This window comes from Collimonas sp. (genome assembly GCF_039923675.1).
GTDB lineage: Bacteria > Pseudomonadota > Gammaproteobacteria > Burkholderiales > Burkholderiaceae_D > Collimonas.
The window spans coordinates 112,434-131,684 of the sequence record NZ_JBDTCG010000052.1 but is presented as its reverse complement, the minus strand read 5'-3'; the positions used below and the strand labels follow the sequence as shown (position 1 = coordinate 131,684).

17 protein-coding genes are annotated in these 19,251 nt (G+C 59.4%); 8 read left to right on the top strand and 9 right to left on the bottom strand.

Translation table 11 applies throughout. The annotated features are described in order from the left end of the window. Nucleotides 1–35 precede the first annotated feature (35 nt). From ABI171_RS10210 to ABI171_RS10200, 3 genes are all read left to right on the top strand, one after another. A complete protein-coding gene (locus ABI171_RS10210; protein WP_348092448.1) occupies nt 36–2,246 on the top strand; it encodes a site-specific recombinase in 2,211 nt (736 codons plus the stop codon). A 363-nt stretch (nt 2,247–2,609) separates the two neighbouring features. Next, complete coding sequence (locus ABI171_RS10205) at nt 2,610–2,930, top strand: cytochrome c (protein WP_348092518.1); 321 nt, start codon at nt 2,610–2,612, stop codon at nt 2,928–2,930. Nucleotides 2,931–2,942: 12 nt separating this feature from the next. Further along, nucleotides 2,943–3,296, top strand: a complete 354-nt coding sequence (locus ABI171_RS10200; RefSeq protein ID WP_348092447.1) for a cytochrome c — start codon at nt 2,943–2,945, stop codon at nt 3,294–3,296. A gap of 62 nt (nt 3,297–3,358) precedes the next feature. Here ABI171_RS10200 and ABI171_RS10195 read toward each other — a convergent pair whose 3' ends face one another. Both ABI171_RS10195 and ABI171_RS10190 read right to left on the bottom strand, forming a co-directional pair. Then, nucleotides 3,359–4,768, bottom strand: a complete 1,410-nt coding sequence (locus ABI171_RS10195) for a heavy metal sensor histidine kinase (protein WP_348092446.1) — start codon at nt 4,766–4,768, stop codon at nt 3,359–3,361. Continuing rightward, nucleotides 4,765–5,436 carry a heavy metal response regulator transcription factor gene (locus ABI171_RS10190; protein WP_348092445.1) on the bottom strand — a complete coding sequence of 224 codons (672 nt, stop codon included), beginning with the start codon at nt 5,434–5,436 and terminating at the stop codon, nt 4,765–4,767. Before ABI171_RS10190 ends, ABI171_RS10195 begins: the two co-directional genes overlap by 4 nt. A 190-nt stretch (nt 5,437–5,626) precedes the next feature. On the opposite strand from ABI171_RS10190, the gene ABI171_RS10185 reads away from it, so the two are divergent. The 5 genes from ABI171_RS10185 (at nt 5,627) to ABI171_RS10165 (ending at nt 12,366) form a co-directional block, all read left to right on the top strand. Beyond that, nucleotides 5,627–5,848 (top strand): hypothetical protein, encoded by a 222-nt coding sequence (locus ABI171_RS10185; protein ID WP_348092444.1) that lies wholly within the window; start codon nt 5,627–5,629, stop codon nt 5,846–5,848. A 90-nt stretch (nt 5,849–5,938) separates the two neighbouring features. Continuing rightward, nucleotides 5,939–6,205: a DUF4148 domain-containing protein gene (locus ABI171_RS10180; RefSeq protein WP_348092443.1), complete on the top strand. Its 267-nt coding sequence runs from the start codon at nt 5,939–5,941 to the stop codon at nt 6,203–6,205. A gap of 45 nt (nt 6,206–6,250) precedes the next feature. Next, nucleotides 6,251–7,543 carry a TolC family protein gene (locus ABI171_RS10175; RefSeq protein ID WP_348092442.1) on the top strand — a complete coding sequence of 431 codons (1,293 nt, stop codon included), beginning with the start codon at nt 6,251–6,253 and terminating at the stop codon, nt 7,541–7,543. A gap of 22 nt (nt 7,544–7,565) precedes the next feature. Continuing rightward, nucleotides 7,566–9,158, top strand: coding sequence for an efflux RND transporter periplasmic adaptor subunit (locus ABI171_RS10170; RefSeq protein ID WP_348092441.1), 1,593 nt, complete (start codon nt 7,566–7,568; stop codon nt 9,156–9,158). 34 nt (nt 9,159–9,192) lie between these two features. Then, on the top strand, nt 9,193–12,366 hold the full coding sequence (locus ABI171_RS10165) for a CusA/CzcA family heavy metal efflux RND transporter (RefSeq protein WP_348092440.1): 3,174 nt from the start codon (nt 9,193–9,195) through the stop codon (nt 12,364–12,366). A gap of 75 nt (nt 12,367–12,441) precedes the next feature. On the opposite strand, the gene ABI171_RS10160 is transcribed toward ABI171_RS10165, so the two are convergent. The 7 genes from ABI171_RS10160 to ppk1 all read right to left on the bottom strand — a co-directional run bounded on the left by ABI171_RS10160 (nt 12,442) and on the right by ppk1 (nt 19,234). Continuing rightward, nucleotides 12,442–12,867: a DUF1841 family protein gene (locus ABI171_RS10160; RefSeq protein ID WP_348092439.1), complete on the bottom strand. Its 426-nt coding sequence runs from the start codon at nt 12,865–12,867 to the stop codon at nt 12,442–12,444. Between the two features lie 5 nt (nt 12,868–12,872). Then, nucleotides 12,873–13,571: a VIT1/CCC1 transporter family protein gene (locus ABI171_RS10155; protein ID WP_348092438.1), complete on the bottom strand. Its 699-nt coding sequence runs from the start codon at nt 13,569–13,571 to the stop codon at nt 12,873–12,875. A gap of 4 nt (nt 13,572–13,575) precedes the next feature. Then, nucleotides 13,576–14,226, bottom strand: coding sequence for an endonuclease III (nth, locus tag ABI171_RS10150; RefSeq protein ID WP_348092437.1), 651 nt, complete (start codon nt 14,224–14,226; stop codon nt 13,576–13,578). Continuing rightward, nucleotides 14,223–14,984: an electron transport complex subunit RsxB gene (gene rsxB, locus ABI171_RS10145; protein WP_348092436.1), complete on the bottom strand. Its 762-nt coding sequence runs from the start codon at nt 14,982–14,984 to the stop codon at nt 14,223–14,225. The genes nth and rsxB overlap by 4 nt, the downstream gene beginning before the upstream one ends. A 154-nt stretch (nt 14,985–15,138) precedes the next feature. Beyond that, nucleotides 15,139–16,374 (bottom strand): polyhydroxyalkanoate depolymerase, encoded by a 1,236-nt coding sequence (phaZ, locus tag ABI171_RS10140; RefSeq protein ID WP_348092435.1) that lies wholly within the window; start codon nt 16,372–16,374, stop codon nt 15,139–15,141. 231 nt (nt 16,375–16,605) lie between these two features. Continuing rightward, nucleotides 16,606–17,064, bottom strand: coding sequence for a histidine phosphatase family protein (locus ABI171_RS10135; RefSeq protein ID WP_348092434.1), 459 nt, complete (start codon nt 17,062–17,064; stop codon nt 16,606–16,608). A 13-nt stretch (nt 17,065–17,077) separates the two neighbouring features. Then, on the bottom strand, nt 17,078–19,234 hold the full coding sequence (gene ppk1 / locus ABI171_RS10130) for a polyphosphate kinase 1 (RefSeq protein ID WP_348092433.1): 2,157 nt from the start codon (nt 19,232–19,234) through the stop codon (nt 17,078–17,080). Nucleotides 19,235–19,251: the final 17 nt, after the last annotated feature.

Below are 19,251 nucleotides of genomic sequence, written 5' to 3'. Positions count from 1 at the left end.
GCAACATGTCCCACCGTTATAGATAAGCATAGCCAATGAAAATTCTCTTTCTCCGCCTGCGGGTGATGTGGCGCCGGTTTCGACTTGGCGAGCGTCATCAGGCAGACAGCCAGCACGCCACCAGGCAAGTCGATGCGTTGATGCGTCGCGCCAATCCATTCGCCGCATGGCAAGAACGCGCCAACTGGATTATCGATATCGTCCATTGGCTGCGCCATATTCCCAAGGTGTCCATGCTGGACGATGACGCCAGGCTGCGCTTCAGGCGGCAGCGTCTGCAATTCCTGCTGGAGTGGCTGGACAGTAACCGCGACGTCCGCCGGGTAGTGCAGGCAACCTTGCAGAAAACCCTGCGCGAAGCCGCCGGGCCGGAACTGTTTTGCGCCACCGGCCTGCCGCACGAGCCGGCGTTTTTTAGCGAGCTGTCCGAGCACATCGTCAAGATGGCGTTGCCGAAGCCGCCATTCGAAGCCGACTTGTCGGCGTTGTTTACGGTGCTGTTTCCGACCCCGGAAGACGCTGACTGGCTGTTGGCGCTGGACCGGCAAAGCGTGGGGAAAATCTGGAAACTGATTGCCGATGACGGCATCGCCCACAGCTACCAGCAGCAGATCGACGAAGCCCTGATTTATCTGGCGGCGATGGTGCTGGCGGATGGCATCAGCAAGGCTTTCCGGCAAAAACTGGACCCCAAGATGCCCTTGCAGGCAACCCCGTTCATGGTGTTGCGGCGTGAGCTCGAAACCTATCTTTACGTCAGTCCGCGCGATGATGCGGCAATGCGCAGCGTACGCATGCTGATCGCGGTCTGCCAGGCGCAGACCGATCGCATCTATGCCCATCTGGACGAGCATGGCGTTTCGGTCAGCCTGGTCTACCGGGTCGAGCGGATGCGTGCGCAGTTGACGCGCATGGCGCTGCTGATCGATATGCGCTCGATGATCTACGGCAGCGGCAACCAGGATGACGGGCAGGGCGCCGGCCAAATTCAAGCCTTGTTGGGCGACCTGATCGCCGCCCATCATCAACGCTCTTCGATACGCGGCCTGGTCCAGCGCAGTTTTTCGCTGCTGGCGCGCAAGATGGTCGAACGCAATGCCGACCATGGCGAACACTACATCGCACGCGACAGCAAAGAATACCGGGCGATGCTGAAGGCCGCCGGCCGTGGCGGCGTCATTACCGCATTTACGGTGCTCGGCAAATCCATGGTGTCGGCGCTTGGCGCCGCCCGTTTCTTCGAGGGCATTTTTGCATCACTGAACTATGCTGTCAGCTTCATGGCGATCTCCGCCGTCGGCGGCGTCCTCGCCACCAAGCAGCCGGCGGTGACGGCGCCGGTGCTGGCTTCCAAGATGGGTCAGCTCGATACGGTGGAAGGCTTGCGCGCCTTGCTGACTGAAATCGCCCAGTTGCTGCGCTCGCAGGCGGCTGCCGTATTCGGTAACCTGCTGGGCGTGATTCCGGCGATGCTGCTGATTTCCGGCGCCATCCTGCTGGCGACCGATGCGCCCATGATGACGGCCGAACATGCGCGCGCCAGCCTGCACAGCCTGTCGGTGATCGGACCGACGCCCCTGTTTGCCGCCTTTACCGGCATCTTGCTGTGGCTGTCCAGTCTGGTGTCCGGCTTTGCCGACAACTGGTTTGCCTTGCGCCGCCTGCGCGAAGCGCTGACCCATCAGCGCCGCCTGGTGTACGTGCTGGGCGCGATGCGGGCCGAGCGCTGGGCCGCCTGGCTGGACCGTAATGTGGCGCAGATTGCCGGCAATGTCTCGCTCGGCCTGTTGCTGGGCATGACGCCGGTGCTGGCGCAGTTCTTCGGCCTGCCGCTGGATGTGCGGCATGTGACGCTGGCTACCGGCAGCCTGACTGCCGCCGCCAGCAACCTCGGCTGGGACGTGCTGGCGACGCCGCAGTTCTGGCTGGCGCTGGCCGGGATCGTCAGCATCGGCGTGTTGAATGTCGGGGTCTCGTTTGCCTGTGCGCTGACTTTGGCCTTGCGCGCGCGCGATGTGCCGGCGCGCATCAGACGGCTGGTGTTCCGGGCGGTGCTGCGTCGTTTCAGCGCCTCTCCGCGATCTTTCCTGTTTCCGGAGGTGGCGGTAGCTGTGGCGACCAAGTCGCAAGGGCAGGCAGAATCCGATGCCCCTGATACGATGTCAGGCGATACGATGCAGGCCGGCTTGGCGCAATCGGTGGAGCCAACGCCGCCGAGCCGGCATCCCGATAGTCGTCACGGCTAGGCCGCTGGATGCTTGCGGCAAAATGAGCCGGCGGCGGGCAACGCTCGCCAAAAGCCGGCTTTTTCGCTAAAAATCCGGACTTCAGGCCCGTAATCCGGAGCTCTTGCCCGAGCCCGGCTGCTGCCGCCTGCCTGACATCGGCGGGCGTGGACTATGCATGTTTCTTGGGGTAAAATTAGCCGGTTTTGGTGTAGGGTGGCGACGGCGGTCGGCGTCAGGCAGGGCTACCTTATTCCGTGCTTGCGCGGTATATGACGCGGCATAGGCGATATATTGCCTATCCACGCTGTATATCCCCTGGCATTTGAGGCAGTATTCGTGGCAGTTTCGAATAAACGGTTTCGCTACAATTACCCAGCTACTATGAAAAAATTCATTGCACTGCTCGCGCTTGCGGGCCTTGCCAACATGGCCGCAGCCGCGGACGTCGTCGGCAACGCCAAGGCAGCGGAAAACAAGATATCGATGTGTATCGGCTGCCACGGCATTCCCGGCTACAAAGCGACCTTCCCGGAAGTCTATCAAGTGCCCATGCTTGGCGGGCAATCGGCGAAATACATTGAAAATGCATTAATCGCTTATAAAAAAGGCGACCGCAAGATGCCGACCATGCGCGGTATTGCGGCCAGCCTGTCCGAGCAGGACATGGCGGATATTGCGGCTTACTACTCGCAGCAAAAATAAGGGACCCACACAATGAAAAAGATTTTTGCTGGCGTGGCGTTTCTGCTTTCCACCAGCGCATTCGTGAATGCCCATGCTGCAGGCAATATCGCAGCAGGGGAAGCCGCAGTGAAAAAGTACGCATGCGCGTCTTGCCATGGGGTTGATTTCTACACCCCGATCGATCCCAGCTATCCGAAACTGGCCGGTCAGCCTCAGGATTATCTGCAGCATGCCCTGATCTCCTATCAACGCGGCAGCGACGGTCCTAACGGCCGCAGCAACGCCATCATGGGCGGCCAGGCCAAGGCACTGTCGCACCAGGATGTACAAGACATTGCCGCCTACCTGCACAGCCTGCCGACAACGCTGGTGTTGAGCAAGTAAAGTAAGCTGGCCTCTTGGCCCGGACGGAATAGAAACCACGCAGTTGTCCATGCGTGGTTTTTTTATGCGTCCTGGTTCGGGAAATACAAGGTGAACACGGTTTGCTGATCGGCTGAGCGGCTCAGTTCAACCTGGCCGCCATGCAGTTTCATGATCGATTGCACGATGGCGAGGCCGAGGCCGGCCGACGAGGCGGAATCGCTGCGCGCCGGATCTGCGCGGTAGAAGCGATCGAACAGCCGCGGAATCGCGGCTTCCGCAATCTGGATTCCCGGATTGCTGATCCGTATATTGCTGCCTTGCGCCTGCTGCTGTGCTTCCAGGCGGATCACCTGTCCTGCCGGGGTGTAGCGGATGGCGTTGGCGACCAGGTTGCCGATCGCCCGCCGCAACAGCATCGGATCGGCATACAAATTGCCGGTGCCCGAAATGTCCAGGCGCACGCCGCTGTCTTCCGCCACGCCTTCGAAATAGTCGGCGATACGCTGCAATTCCTGGGAACAGTCGAGCTGTTCGCGTGTCACCGCCACATGGGCATTGTCGGCGCGCGCCAGGAACAGCATGTTGTCCAGCATGCGCGCCAGCCGTTCATATTCCTCGACATTCGATACCAGCAAGCCCTGATAGTCTTCCGTGCTCCTCGGCTGCGCCAGCGCCACCTGGGTCTGCACCATCAGGTTGTTGATCGGGGTGCGCAAGTCGTGCGCCAGGTCGGCGGAAAACTGCGACAGCCGTTGAAAGCTCTCATGCAGGCGATCCAGCATGCTATTAAACGCCACCACCAGTTGCTGCAATTCGTCCGGTGCGCTGGCGACATCCAGGCCGAGGTCCAGCCGTTGCGCGGTAATCGAATGCGCCTGCTGGGCGATCAGGCGGGTCGGACGCAAGCCGCGCCGCACCAGCACGTAGCCGAGCAGCGCCGCCAGCAGCGCACCGGACAAGGCCGCACCCAGGATCTGCTGGCGATAGCTGGCGAGCATGGCTTGGCTGTCGCTGACATTGTGAGCGACGATGATCTGTACCTGCTCGCCGGTGCGGTCGATCAGGCCCCACAGCGCCGTTGCGCGCACAGGCATGCCGGCGGAGGTGCGCAGGTTTTTCCTGGATTTCCGGTCCGGCGTCTGGTCGATTGCGGTCAACGGCAACCGCGGCAGGCTGCCTGCCCCGGGTTGCGTATCCAGCAGCGGCACACCGTCTGCGCTGCGCAGGATCAGCAGCAAATCGTTGTGGCCGAGCGCTGCGTCCATGAACAAATGCGGATCGTCGCGGATGGCCTGCACCGAGCCGGCCTTGCCCACCAGATGCCGCATCAGCGTGACCTTGCCCAGCAATTCCTGGTCGTCATGGCTTTCCAGCTGGCGCGCCAGCGAATAGTACAGATAGCTGCCGACCAGGCTGAACGTGAGTAGCGTCGCCAGTGCAAACAGCAAGGCCAGGCGAACCGTCAGCGAGCGTGGCGCCCATGGTTTCAAGCGCGGTCCTCCAGCACGTAGCCCATGCCGCGCACGGTATGGATCAATGGCCGTGCATAGGGCTCGTCGATCTTGATGCGCAGACGGCGGATGGCGACGTCGACCACATTCGTATCGCTGTCGAAATTCATGTCCCACACCTGCGAGGCAATCAGCGAGCGCGACAAGACTTCGGTCTGGCGTTTGGCCATCAGGTAAAGCAGGGAAAATTCCTTGGTGGTGAGGTCGATCCGTTCGCCATTACGGGTGACGCGGCGTTTCATCACGTCGATTTCCATGTCGGCGATTTGCAAGGTGTCGGATTCGCGGATCGGTCCACGCCGCAACAGGGTACGGATGCGGGCCACCAGCTCGGCAAAGGCAAACGGCTTGACCAGGTAATCGTCGGCGCCGAGTTCCAGGCCCTTGATGCGGTCGTCGACTTCATCGCGTGCGGTCAGGAATAACACCGGCGTCGAATGGGTCTTGCGCAGTTCGCGTATCACCAGCCAGCCATCCATGCCGGGCAGCATGACGTCCAGCACGATCAGGTCGTAGTCTTCCGATGTCGCACAATGCAAGCCATCGGTGCCGGTCCGCACCCAATCGACCACATAGCCGGACTCGGTCAATCCTTTGCGTAGGTATTCACCGGCCTTGGGTTCATCTTCTACCAACAGGATACGCATACATCACCCTTCTGTTGTCTGAGGTTGAACCCTGATTATCTTCCATAAAGCCGCGGCTGTGGATTACAAAAGCGTAATCCAGGCGTCACGTTCCCGTTTTCCTTCCCTTTCTACACTTTGTCTCAACGATACGGCCATGTGCACAAGCAACGGCCGCCGTTGAATCCCTTTCACTTTTTTGGAGATTGATATGAATGCCAAACAACTTTTGTCCATCGCGGCTTTATTGACTGCTTCCGGCATCGCGCTGGCGCAGACCCCGTCCCCGGCGCCTGCCACCCAGAACGCCGGCGCCGAAACCGCAAAGAGCGTGGAAAAAAAACCGGCCCAGACAGACGGCAAGAAGAGCAAGGCTTCCGCTCACGATCATAAGAACGACAGCCCCAAGAAAAACATCTATTCCGGCGCCTGAACCGGGTAGCGGCAGCAAGCTCTCCGGTGTCTTGATCGCAAAGCACTGGTCGAAGCACGGGAGAGATTTTTTAACGTATTGGAGATTGCCATGCATATCAAACAGATGACCGTATTTCTCGCCTCCATGGCGGTGGCCGGCAGCGTCCTGGCGTCCGCGCCGGTTGCCGGCAAGACCCGCGTCGAAGTATTGCGCGAACTGGAACAGGCGCGCGCTGCCGGCCAGATGTCGGTGCCGGATGCGCAATATCCGCGGCTTGCCGTGGACGGCGGCAAGGGTGGCAGAGCAGCGCCGTCGGCTGCGCTGGCCAGCTGCATGCAGCACCAGAAAATCGATCCGGTGTATTCGGGAGCTTGATGCATGCGGCAGGTCGCGCCTGGCGTGAATTTTGGGGGAGTCGTTATGTACAAGTTTTTCTTGCCGCTCGGTTTGGCGGCACTGGTATGGCAACCGTCTTTGGCGCAGGATCTGGCGCCAAAGACGCCGGCAATTATCAACTACAAGCTGCCGCCGCTCAGCAAGGATGAACTGGCGGGGCAATTGACGCTACAGCAAGCGATGCTGCAGGCATTCAAGAGCAATCCGGAATTGGCCGCCGCGGCGCTGGAAGTCAAGGCTGTAGAGGGCTCAATCGTGCAAGCGGGCGTGCGGCCTAATCCGGAAATCGCAACTTTGCTGGAAGATACCCGCAAGGCGACCAGGACCACTACCGTGCAACTGAACCAGAGGCTGGAACTCGGCGGCCAGCGCGATGCGCGCATCAAGGCGGCGGAAAAGGGCCGCGATGCGGCGCAGGCTGACTATCTGGCCAAACGCGCTGATATCCAGGCCATGGTGGTCGGAGCCTATTTTGCGGCGCTGGAAGCGCAAGAGAGTCTGCAACTGTTGCAAAGTTCTTTGCGGCTGGCGCAACGCGCCAGCGAGATCACGGAAAAACGTGTCGCCTCCGGCAAGGTGGCGCCTATCGAAGCGATCAAGGCGCGCGTCGCGGAAGCCGACGTGCGGGTCGAGCTGCAGCAGGCGGACAGCCGCTTGAATCTTGCCCATCGCGCGCTGGCCGCGACCTGGGGCGATGCCATACCAGCCTTTTCCACTGTTGACGGCCATATCAACGATCTCCCCGGACTACCCGATTTGACGGTCATGCTGGAACGTTTGAAAAACTCCCCGGCTTTTGTCAAAACCCGGGTCGAAGTCGAACGCCGCCAGGCCCTGGTGCAGCTTGAACGCAGCCGCCGCACTCCGGATGTCACCGTCAGTATTGGCGGCAAGCGGGTGGAAGAAAGCCGGCAAAACCAGATGATTTTCGGTCTGTCGATTCCTATCCCCGTGTTTGACCGCAATCAAGGCAATCTGCAGGAAGCCTTGCAACGCGCCGACAAGGCGCGCGACGAGCTGCGCGGGGCCCAGCTGAAATTGAATGGCGAGCTGCGCGACGCCTATGAGCGGCTCAAGCTGGGTCGTCAGCAAGTGACAGCTTTCCAAATCGAGATCCTGCCCGCTGCGCAAAGCACCTACGAGATTGCCACCAAGGGCTTCGAACTTGGCAAGTTCAGTTTCCTGGAAGTGCTGGACGCACAACGCGTACTGTTCCAGGCCAAATCGCAGGCGCTGCGCGCGCTCGCCGATACCCACCGCGCGGCCACCGAGATAGAACGCGTGGTCGGCATTTTTCCCTCAACCGACCCTTTGTAAAACAGCCGACATGAAAATCAACTTGAGCAAAAGAAAAGCAATTGCCGTTACTGTGGCGGCCATTCTCGTCCTGATTGCGGGCGGGCTGTATGTCGTCGATAGCAAGCAGGCGGACCGGGAGGTGGGGCAGAGCAAGGAGGAAAGCACACACCGCGAGGCGGCCGCGCATACCGATGGTGAACATCACGGCGAGCCGGTGAGCGAGAAGCACGGCCATGCCAACCAGCACGCCGACGGCGAACATCATGAGAAGGCAGAGGGTGCGGCTACCGCCGGCAAGGGGCCGCATGGCGGCAGAATGTTTACCAAGGACAAACTGGCGCTGGAAGTGACTATGGCGGAAGCGGTCGGAGAGGCGCGCTTTCAAGCCTGGCTGTTCGATGACGGTAAGGCGTTGGCGCCGGATGCAGCCAAATTGGCGCTGGCGCTGGCGCGGCCCGACGGCGAAGTGCAGAACATCAGCTTTGCTCCGCAAAATGGCGCGCTGGTGAGCAGCGTGGCGATTGCGGAGCCGCACGTATTCGATGCTGCATTCCAGCTGCAATATGGCGCTCAAAACCTGCAAGCGGTCTTTTCGCAGGAAGAAGGCAAGATCGAATTGAGTGAAACCCAGGTGGCGGCTTCCGGCGTCAAGCTGGAAAGCGCTGGCGTGGCACGTGTGAGAACGGCGATTACGCTGCCGGGTGAAATCCGTTTCAATGAAGACAAAACCGCGCATGTGGTGCCGCGGCTGGCAGGCGTGGTGGAGCAGGTGGCGGTCAACCTCGGGCAGCAGGTCAAGCGCGGGCAACTGCTGGCGGTCGTGGCGAGTACCGGCCTGGCGGAACAACGCAGCGAATTGCTGGCGGCGCAGAAGCGTTACAGCTTTGCCCGCATCACCTATGAGCGCGAAAAAAAGCTATGGGAAGAAAAAATATCGGCAGAGCAGGATTATCAGCAAGCGCGCCAGGTCATGAACGAAGCGGAGATCGCTTTGCAGAACGCGCGTCAGAAACTGAACGTATTCGGCGCAAGCGCCGGCGGCGGCAGCGCGCTCAACCGTTACGAAATCCGGGCGCCGTTCGATGGCCTGGTGACCGAGAAGCACATTGCGCTGGGCGAGGCGGTAGCTGCAGAGGCTAGCATATTCACCATTTCGGATCTGTCCACCGTATGGGCGGAAATTATCGTGCCGGCCAAGGATTTGAACTTGGTGCGCCTTGGGGGAAAAGTCAAGATCAGCGCCACCGCCTTTGAATCGACGGCGAGCGGCAGCATTTCCTACGTAGGCGCGTTGCTGGGCGAGCAAACCCGTACCGCCAAGGCTCGCGTCACCTTGGCCAATCCGGACATGGCCTGGCGTCCGGGATTATTTGTCAATGTCGACGTGGTTTCCAGCGATGTCGAGGTCGCCGTTGCTGTGCAACCGCAAGCGATTCAAGACCTAGACGGCAAGCAGGTGGTGTTTGTCCGTATCGCCGACGGTTTCATGGTGCAGCCGGTGACCACCGGGCGTGCAGACAGCCGGCAAGTGGAGATCGTCAAGGGGCTGAAGGCAGGCGCGCGTTATGCGGCTGAAGGCAGTTACGTTCTCAAATCGGAACTCGGCAAAAGCACCGCCGAACATGCGCATTAAGCCATCCGCCCCCAAGTCATAAGGACCCGATCCCATGTTTGAACGCATCATACGATTTTCGATCGAGCAGCGCTGGCTGATCATGCTGGCGGTGTTTGCGATGGCCGCACTCGGTATCTACAATTATCAGAAACTGCCGATCGACGCGGTGCCGGATATTACCAACGTCCAGGTACAAATCAATACCGCCGCGCCGGGCTACTCGCCGCTGGAAACCGAGCAGCGGGTGACTTTTCCGATAGAAACGGTAATGTCGGGCCTGCCGCATCTGCAGCAGACGCGTTCCTTGTCGCGCTACGGCCTGTCCCAGGTGACGGTGATTTTCAAGGACGGCACCGATATTTATTTCGCCCGCCAGCTGGTGAATGAACGGATCCAGGAAGCCAAAGGTAAATTGCCGGCGGGAGTCGCGCCGGCGATGGGGCCGATTTCCAGCGGCCTCGGCGAGATCTACCTGTGGACGGTGGAAGCCAAGGAGGGCGCGAAGAAGGCCGATGGCAGTGCCTACACGGCGACCGATCTGCGGGAAATCCAGGACTGGATCATCAAGCCGCAGCTGCGCAATGTCAGCGGCGTCACCGAGATCAATTCGATCGGCGGCTTCGCCAAGGAATATCAGGTCGCTCCCTGGCCGGAAAAACTGGCTTCCTATGGCTTGACCCTGCAAGATATCGTCTCGGCGCTGGACCGCAACAATAGCAATGTCGGCGCCGGCTATATCGAAAAACGCGGCGAGCAGCTGCTGATACGGGCGCCGGGGCAGGTCAGCTCGATTGACGATATCCGCAACATCATCCTTGGCAACGTGCAGGGCGTGCCGATCCGTATCCGCGATGTCGGCGAGGTCGACATCGGCCGTGAATTGCGTACCGGCGCCGCCACCGAAAACGGCCGCGAGGTGGTGCTCGGCACAGTCTTCATGCTGATCGGCGAAAACAGCCGCGCAGTGTCGCAGGCGGTCGACCGCAAGATGGTGGAAATCAACCGCAGCCTGCCGGCCGGGGTCGAGGCCATCACGGTGTATGACCGCACGGTGTTGGTGGACAAGGCGATCAACACTGTCAAGAAAAACCTGCTGGAAGGCGCCATCCTGGTGATCGCGATCCTGTTCCTGTTCCTCGGAAATATCCGCGCCGCCATCATTACCGCAATGGTGATTCCGTTGTCGATGCTGTTCACCTTCACCGGCATGGTCCAGTACAAGGTCAGCGCCAACCTGCTCAGCCTGGGGGCACTCGATTTCGGCATCATCATCGACGGTGCGGTGGTGATCGTCGAGAACTGCGTGCGACGGCTGGCACATGCGCAAGCGCATCACGGCCGGCCATTGACCCGCAGCGAACGCTTCCATGAAGTATTTGCGGCATCGAAGGAAGCCCGCCGGCCCTTGCTGTTCGGCCAGGTCATCATCATGGTGGTTTACCTGCCGATCTTCGCCCTCACCGGGGTTGAAGGAAAAATGTTCAATCCGATGGCGCTGACGGTGGTGATTGCGTTGGTTGGCGCGATGATATTGTCGATTACCTTCATTCCGGCCGCAGTGGCTTTGTTCATCGGAAAACGTGTCTCGGAAACCGAGAATTTCCTGATGCGCGGCGCTAAACGATTCTATGCGCCGGTGCTGGAATGGGTCATGCTGCGCAAGCCACTGGTTCTGGGCGGTGCGTTAGCGGTATTGCTGCTGTCCGGCGTGCTGGCGACTCGCCTGGGCAGCGAGTTTGTGCCTAGCCTGAACGAGGGCGATATCGCAATCCAGGCGTTGCGCATCCCCGGCACCAGTCTGACGCAATCGCTGGAAATGCAAAAGCAGATCGAGAGCACGCTGAAGCGGCAGTTCCCTGAAATCGAGCGCGTCTTTGCCCGTACCGGCACCGCGGAAATCGCCTCCGATCCGATGCCGCCGAATATTTCGGATGGCTACATCATGCTCAAGCCGGAAGATAGTTGGCCCAAGCCGAAGAAGTCGCGGCCGGAACTGCTGGCGGCGATCCAGGAAGCTGCCAACAATGTGCCGGGCAATAATTATGAATTTTCCCAGCCGATCCAGCTGCGCTTCAATGAGCTGATCTCCGGCGTGCGCAGCGATGTCGCGGTCAAGATTTTCGGCGACGATATGACCGTCTTGAATGACGCCGCCGATAAGGTGTCGAAGGTACTGGGCAAGATCAGCGGCGCCACTGAAGTCAAGATCGAACAGACTTCCGGTCTGCCGATGCTGACTGTAAATGTCGACCGTGACAAGACCGCGCGCTACGGACTCAATGTGGCGGATGTGCAAGACGTCGTCGCTACGGCTATTGGTGGCAAGGAAGCCGGCACCCTGTTCCAGGGCGATCGCCGCTTCGATATCGTGGTGCGTTTGCCGGAAAACCTGCGCAGCGACCTGGAAGCCTTCAAGCGTCTGCCGATTTCCCTGCCGCGCAATGCAAACGGCGACGGCCGCACCAACTACATTCCGTTGGCAGAAGTGGCCAGCCTGGAGCTGGCGCCAGGGCCAAACCAGATCAGCCGCGAAAACGGCAAGCGGCGGATCGTGGTGAGCGCAAATGTGCGCGGCCGCGATATCGGTTCGTTTGTGAAGGAGGCCGAAGACAAGTTGCAGCAGCAGGTCAGGATTCCGGCCGGCTACTGGACCAGCTGGGGCGGACAGTTCGAGCAGCTGCAATCGGCTACGCAACGTTTGCAGATCGTGATTCCGGTCGCTTTGCTGCTGGTCTTTACCTTGTTGTTTGCGATGTTTGGCAACATCAAGGATGGCTTGCTGGTATTCAGCGGCATTCCGTTCGCCCTGACCGGAGGTATCGTCGCTCTATGGATGCGCGGCATACCCTTGTCGATTTCGGCTGCGGTCGGTTTCATTGCCCTGTGCGGCGTGGCGGTGCTAAACGGATTGGTGATGATTGCCTTCATCCGCAGTTTGCGTGAGGACGGGCGCAGTCTGGATCTGGCGATCAGAGAGGGAGCACTGACGCGTTTGCGGCCGGTGCTGATGACGGCGCTGGTGGCTTCGCTCGGCTTTGTGCCGATGGCGATTGCGACCGGCACCGGCGCCGAAGTGCAGCGGCCGCTGGCGACGGTGGTGATCGGCGGAATCCTGTCGTCGACCATCCTGACCTTGCTGGTATTGCCGATCCTGTATCAGTTATTCCATCGTCGCGATGAAGAGGATCCGCAACCGGTAACGGAGGAAGCAATCGTTCAGCATTGAGTTGCAAAAGGAAGTATTTCCCGCCCAAGTGTCCCCTTGGGTTTCGACGCCTGGATGAATTTCCAGGCGTTTTTTTTAAACCCGCTTCTTTACGCAGTCGATATACGCCGCACCATCCGGCGGCAAGCCGCTGCGCTGCGAGTTCCAGATCATTTCGCCCAGACATTCCATGATGTGGTGATGGGCTTCGTGTTCCGACTGCAGCCGTTGCGTCAATGCGATAGCGGCGGCTTTGATCCCCGGCGGCTGGTCGATCGAAATCTGCTCGGCGATCGACAGATGCATCGACAGGTGCAGGAAGGGATTGGTCTGGCCGTTTTCCACGGAATAGTCCGCGCCCAATGCAGCGTCGATGTCTTTGAGGTCGTCCGCATATTCCGGATGCTGCGCCAGCCAGTCGCTGGCGATGGCTTCCAGCGGCGTCAGGATTTCATGGTCGCGGTGCTTGCGGTAGGTTTCGCAAAAGAAGCGGCGCACATCGTCTTGGGATGGATTAAACATGGTAATTAGCTGATCAGTCTGGCGATGGAGAATGCGGCGGCGGCGGCAAGGCCGCCTACCATCAGGGTTTGCAGCGCCGATTTGAGGGCGCCGGTGCCGGTAACGCTGCCTTTCAGGTAACCGAACACAAACAATGCCAGCAAGGTGACTCCGGTGGAGGCGGTCAGCGCTTCGGGAATAGAGTGCATGAGCATGTACGGTCCGAGCGGAATCAGGCCGCCGACCAGATAGGAGAGCGCGATGGTGATTGCGCTTTTCCTGGCCGCGCCCGCTTGCGGCTCTTCCAGGCCTAGTTCAAAGCGCATCATGAAATCGCGCCAGGCAATGGGATTGCGCTCCAGGCCGGCCAGCATCGGTTCGCATTCCTGTTTGGTGACGCCGTATTGCGCCATGATGTCGATCACTTCCTTGCGTTCGCGATGCGGTACGTTCAGGATTTCTTCCTCTTCACGTGCGCGCTCGGCATAGTAATGCTGGCGCTGTGTGCGTCCGGCCAGGTAGCCGCCCAAGCCCATGGCGATCGAGCCGGCGGCGATTTCGGCGACGCCGGCGGTGACGATGATATCGATGCCGACTGCTGCGCCGCTGATGCCGGCGGCCAGCGCAAATGGTACGGTCAGGCCATCGGCCATGCCGATGACGATGTCGCGTACGGTGTCACTGGCTTCGAAATGATGTTCGGTGTGCGGGTGTGAGTGCTGCATGGTTTTATATCCCTTTTTCCGGCAATGGCGTTTTCGCCTTGAAGTCGCAGAGGTCGGCGATGCTGCAGTTCCAGCACAGCGGCTTTCGTGCGATACACGTATAGCGGCCATGCAGGATCAGCCAGTGATGAGCGTCCAGCAGGAATTCGGCGGGCACCAGTTTCATCAGTTTTTGTTCGACCGCATCGACATCCTTGCCGGGCGCAATCCCGGTGCGGTTGGAGACCCTGAAAATATGCGTGTCGACCGCAATCGTCGGCACCCCGAAAGCGGTATTCAGCACCACGTTGGCAGTCTTGCGGCCGACGCCTGGCAGCGCTTCCAGCTGTTCGCGGGTACGCGGCACCTGGCTGTCGTGCAAGCTCACCAGCATGCGGCAGGTTTCGATCACGTTCTTGGCCTTGGTGCGATACAGGCCGATGGTCTGGATATACGGGATCAGGCCGTCGATGCCTAGTGCGTAGATTTGCGCCGGCGTGTTGGCGACCGGGTACAGTTTGCGCATCGCCTTGTTGACCGAGACATCGGTGGCCTGCGCCGACAAGATCACCGAAATCAGCAATTCGAACGGCGAGGTGTATTCCAGTTCGGTGGTCGGATGCGGCAGCGCTGCGCGTAGGCGGGTAAATATTTCCCGGCGTTTTTCGGCGTTCATTGCGAATCCCTGTCAACGGGTATGGCGGGTTTGTCGGGTTTTTCTGCTTCGGCTTGTTGTTCTTTTTTTAAGCGGGCTCGTTCGATGGCGGCCTGGATGATGGCTTTCTTGCGCAATTGCTCGGCTTGCTGTTCCGGTGTGGTTGCCGATTCGGCAGCGACTGCCTTCAGCTTTTCAGCAGCCTTGGCCGCCAGACGATCGTCGTTTTCCAGTTTTTCGCGGCGCAGCCTGAACAGATGAAAATCGTGGCGGGTGCGTGCTTCGTCGGCCTGTTGCTGGTCCCAGGCATTCCAGCCAGTGTGTTCGCCGCTGACGTCTACCATCGCGATGCAATCCACCGGGCAGGGCGCGACGCACAGGTCGCAACCGGTGCACAGGTCGGCAATCACCGTATGCATTTGTTTGGCGGTGCCGGCAATGGCGTCGACCGGACAAGCCTGGATGCAGAGGGTGCAGCCGATGCAGGCGGCTTCGTCGATGACAGCAACCGGACGCGGGCGCTCGACGCCATTCAGCGGATTGAGCGGAATCACCGGCTGCTGAAGCAATTGCGCCAGCCTGGCGACGCCTTCCTGGCCGCCCGGAGGGCATTGGTTATAGCCAGCGCTGCCATCGGCGATGGCTTCGGCATACGGCCGGCAAGCGGGATAGCCGCACTTGGTGCATTGCGTCTGCGGCAGCAGTGCTTCAATACGGTCGGCAAGGGAGGGCGAGGATGGTACGGACACTGGTGGCGGAAGGCTGGGTGATGACAACATAGGCGGTATTATACCGAGCAAATCGTGCTAACTCCGCGAGGCTGAATATACGTGCCGAATAGAGCTGCAACGGTGAATGAAAAAAGCCGTTCCTTATGCAGGAACGGCTTTGTAAACGCGATGTCGCTAATCTAGCGTTTGATAGCGCTAATGATCAGGCGTTATCTTTAATGAATGTAGTTATTTTCGGGCAGATGATCTCACGCCAGCGGCGGCCTGAGAAAATGCCGAAGTGGCCGCACTTGTCGGCAGTGAAATGCTGCTTCTTGGCTTTCGGGATGGCGCTGCACAAATCGTGGGCGGCCTGGGTTTGTCCCGGTCCGGAAATGTCGTCCAGTTCGCCTTCGATGGTGAACAGCGCCACAGTCTTGATATCTTGCGGCCGCACCAGCTTGCCGCCGACTTCCCAGGTCCCTTGCGGCAGGCTGAAGTCCTGGAACACCGTTTTAATGGTTTCCAGATAGTATTCGGCCGGCATGTCCAGCACTGCGTTGTATTCGTCATAGAACTTGCGATGGCTTTCCGCAGATTCATTGTCGCCTTCGCGCAGGTGCATGTAGAAATCCCAATGGCTCTGGGCATGGCGGCTGCGATTCATGGCGACGAAACCGGCATGCTGCAGGAAACCCGGATAAACCTTGCGGCCAAAGCCAGGATAGTTGGCCGGCACACTGTAGATAACGGTATTCTCGAACCAGCTGAAAGGTTTGTCGGTGGCCAGGTTGTTGACTTCGGTCGGCGATTTGCGCGGATCGATCGGCCCGCCCATCATGGTCATGCTTTTCGGCAGATGGCTGTCCTTGTCAGTCGCCATCAGCGAAATCGCCGCCAATACCGGCACGGTTGGCTGGCAAACCGAAATCACGTGCAAGTCCGGGCCGAGCAGCCTGATGAAAGCCTGGACGTAATAGATATAGTCATGCAGATGGAAGGCGCCTTCGCTGGCGGGCACCATGCGGGCGTCGGTCCAGTCGGTGATGTAGACGTCATGCTCAGGCAGCAGGCCGCGCACGGTGTCGCGCAGCAGGGTCGAGTGATGGCCGGACAGCGGCGCTACCAGCAGGACGGTGGGTTGTTTGAGGGCGGCAAATTCTTTGCCGCTCAAATCTTTCTTGAAATGCAACAAACGGCAAAATGGCAGGGATGTGGCGACTTCTTCAATAATCCCGACTTCTTTGTCTTTGATTAGCGTGTCGGTGATATCGAACGCCGGTTTTTCATAATTCTTGCCGATGCGGTACATCAACTCGTAACCGGCCGCGATGCGTTGTGCAAACGGCGTGTGGGCCAGCGGCGAGATCGGATCGGTGAACAGCTTGGTGCCGGCATCTGCCCATTGCACCAGCGGATGCAGCAAGGACCGGTTGAATTCGTGAAATTGATAGAGCATGCCTTACCTCTTGGGTGATCCGGTACGTGTGGTCCATTACAGCGGGATATATAGTTGTAAAATATGCAACGCAATTCCCATTTTATCTTATGCAAAGAAATGCCGCAGAAAACCTGCAGTTTCACAACAACGGTATAAATCAAAAACCATTTCCAAGCTGGCCGCAAATATACCACCTGCCAGCACGCCATGCAGGTTTTTGAGCGGGGGTTTTGTGGTTTCCGACGCTTCCTATTTGGCGATCAGGTCGGGCGACATCACGGCCTTCAGGAAGTTAGTGGTAATGTCGCCACGTTCGCGTTGTGCAATCCACCAGACATTGCCTTTTCTGATTGACCATTCCTGCATCTGGCCCGCTACCAGCAAGGCTGCAACCTGGCCTAGCGTCGGCTGGTGGCCGATGATCAGCACCGGTTCGCGGTTGTTGGGCCAGTTGGCGACGGCCAGCAATTGCTCTGCGCTGCAATCGGGGGCGAGATCGGGGTGGGTCTTGAATTTACGGCCAAGCGCCTCTGCCGTTTGCACCGTGCGGGTAGCCGGACTGCTGATGATCTTGCAACTGTGCGGCAGGTTGCGATCCAGCCAGTCGGCCATTTTCCATGCTTGTTTGTGGCCTTTGCCGGTCAGGGCGCGGCCCTCGTCCGGTTCGCCGATTTCCGCCTCTGCGTGACGCCATAGGATCAATTCCATGTTTTTTCCTTGCTCACTTGGTGGAAGAGTGTGTGGACGAATGCGAGGGGGAAAGTGCGCCTAGGGCCAGCATCAAGTGGCGTTGCGCACTGTATTGTTTCTGTCGCCGGTGTGGTTTGGGTTTACTCCAGTTGCCGTCGGATCCGAGATCCCAGGCATTGGTGTTGTCTTTCAGGTAAGGCGTCAGGCCTTCGTTGATGACTCGTCTTTTGAGGGTCTTGTCGAGTACCGGGAAGGCCACTTCGACGCGCCGGAACAGATTGCGGTTCATCCAGTCGGCACTGGCCAGGTAGACGTCGTGCTGCAGATTGTTGCGGAAATAATAGATGCGGCTGTGCTCCAGGAAACGGCCGATCACGGAGCGCACACGAATGTTTTCGGACAGGCCGGGCACGCCGGGCCTGAGCGCGCAGGCGCCGCGCACGATCAGCTCGATCTTGACGCCGTCAGCCGAAGCTTCATATAGGGCGCGGATCACGGATTCATCGAGCAGCGCATTCATTTTGGCGACAATCCGCGCCGGCCGGCCTTTGCGGGCTATCTCGGCTTCATTGTGAATCGCCCGGATGATTTCTTTTTGCAGCAAGAATGGCGCCAGCCACAGGTAATCCATTTTCTTGGGTTTGTTCAAGCTGGTCAGATGCATGAACACTTCGTTGACTTCGATGGCCAGCTTCTGGTTCGAGGTCAGCAGGCCGAAGTCGGTATAGAGCTTGGTGGTGGTCGGGTGGTAGTTGCCGGTGCCGAGATGGGCATAGTAGCGCAGCTCGCCGTTGCCGCTCTTGTCGCGCTCGCGGCGAATCACCAGCGACAGCTTGGCATGGGTTTTCAGGCCGACCACGCCATACACCACTTGCGCCCCGGCCCGTTCCAGCTTGTCGGCCCAGTTGATATTGGCTTCTTCGTCAAAGCGCGCCATCAACTCCACCACCACGGTGACTTCCTTGCCGCGTTGCGCCGCCAGGATCAGGGCTTCCATCAGGTCGGAATTCATGCCGGTGCGATAAATGGTCTGCTTGATCGCCACCACATTGCTGTCGAATGCGGCGGAGCGGACAAAATCGACTACCGGCTGGAACGACTGGAAGGGATGGTGTAACAGGACGTCTTTCTGCTTCAGCTGCTCGAAAATGTCGCCAGCCGAATCCAGGTGCGCAGGCAGGCCGGCGGCGAAGGGCGGGAAGCGCAACGCGGGGTCATTGATCTGATCGATCATTTCCGACAGCCGCACCATGTTGACCGGGCCGTCGACCGCATACAGGCGATTGGGGGCTATCGCAAACTGCTCAAGGAGGAACTGCGCCAGATGCTGCGGGCAATTGCGCGCCACCTCCAGCCTGACCGCGACGCCGAACTGGCGGCTCTGCAATTCGCTTTGCAAGGCTTGCCGCAGGTTTTTCACTTCTTCTTCGTCGACCCACAGGTCGCTGTTGCGGGTGACCCGGAATTGGGAGTAGGCGAGTATCTGCCGGCCGCCGAACAGATCGCCGATATGCGCATGGATAATCGACGACAACAGGCAGAACGAGACGCCGCTGGTCGACAGCACGTCCGGCAGCCTGATCACCCGCGGCAACACCCGCGGCGCCTTGATGATGGCGATCGAAGTGCTGCGCCCAAAGGCGTCTTTACCTGCCATTTCGACAATGAAATTAAGGCTCTTGTTCACCACCTGGGGAAAAGGGTGGGCCGGATCCAGCCCTATGGGAGTCAGCAGCGGCCGGATCTCCTGGTCAAAGAAAGCCTTTACCCATGCCCGTTGCTCTTCGTTGCGGTCGCTATGCCGTAGCAGGCGGATGCCGCTGGCCGGCAGCTGCGGCAAAATTGTCTGGTTGAGGATGGCGTATTGGCGATCAACGATCTGGTGGCACTCGATGCTGGTGCGTTCCAGCGCTGCCACCAGCGCCGGTGGTTCGGTATTCACACCTTCGGCCTGGCTGTTGGCGAGCAGGCTGGCGATGCGGACTTCAAAGAATTCATCAAGATTGCTGCTGACTATGCATAAGTAGCGCAATCGTTCCAGCAGGGGGATATGGCGGTCTTCAGCCTGGGCCATCACGCGACGATTGAAGGCAAGTTGCGACAATTCGCGATTCAAAAAGCTGGGGTCGGCGCCCAATCGGGCGCTTAATTGCTTCGTATTATCGTCCGACTTGGTTTTTTTGTTCATGAATCAGGCGGCTGGTC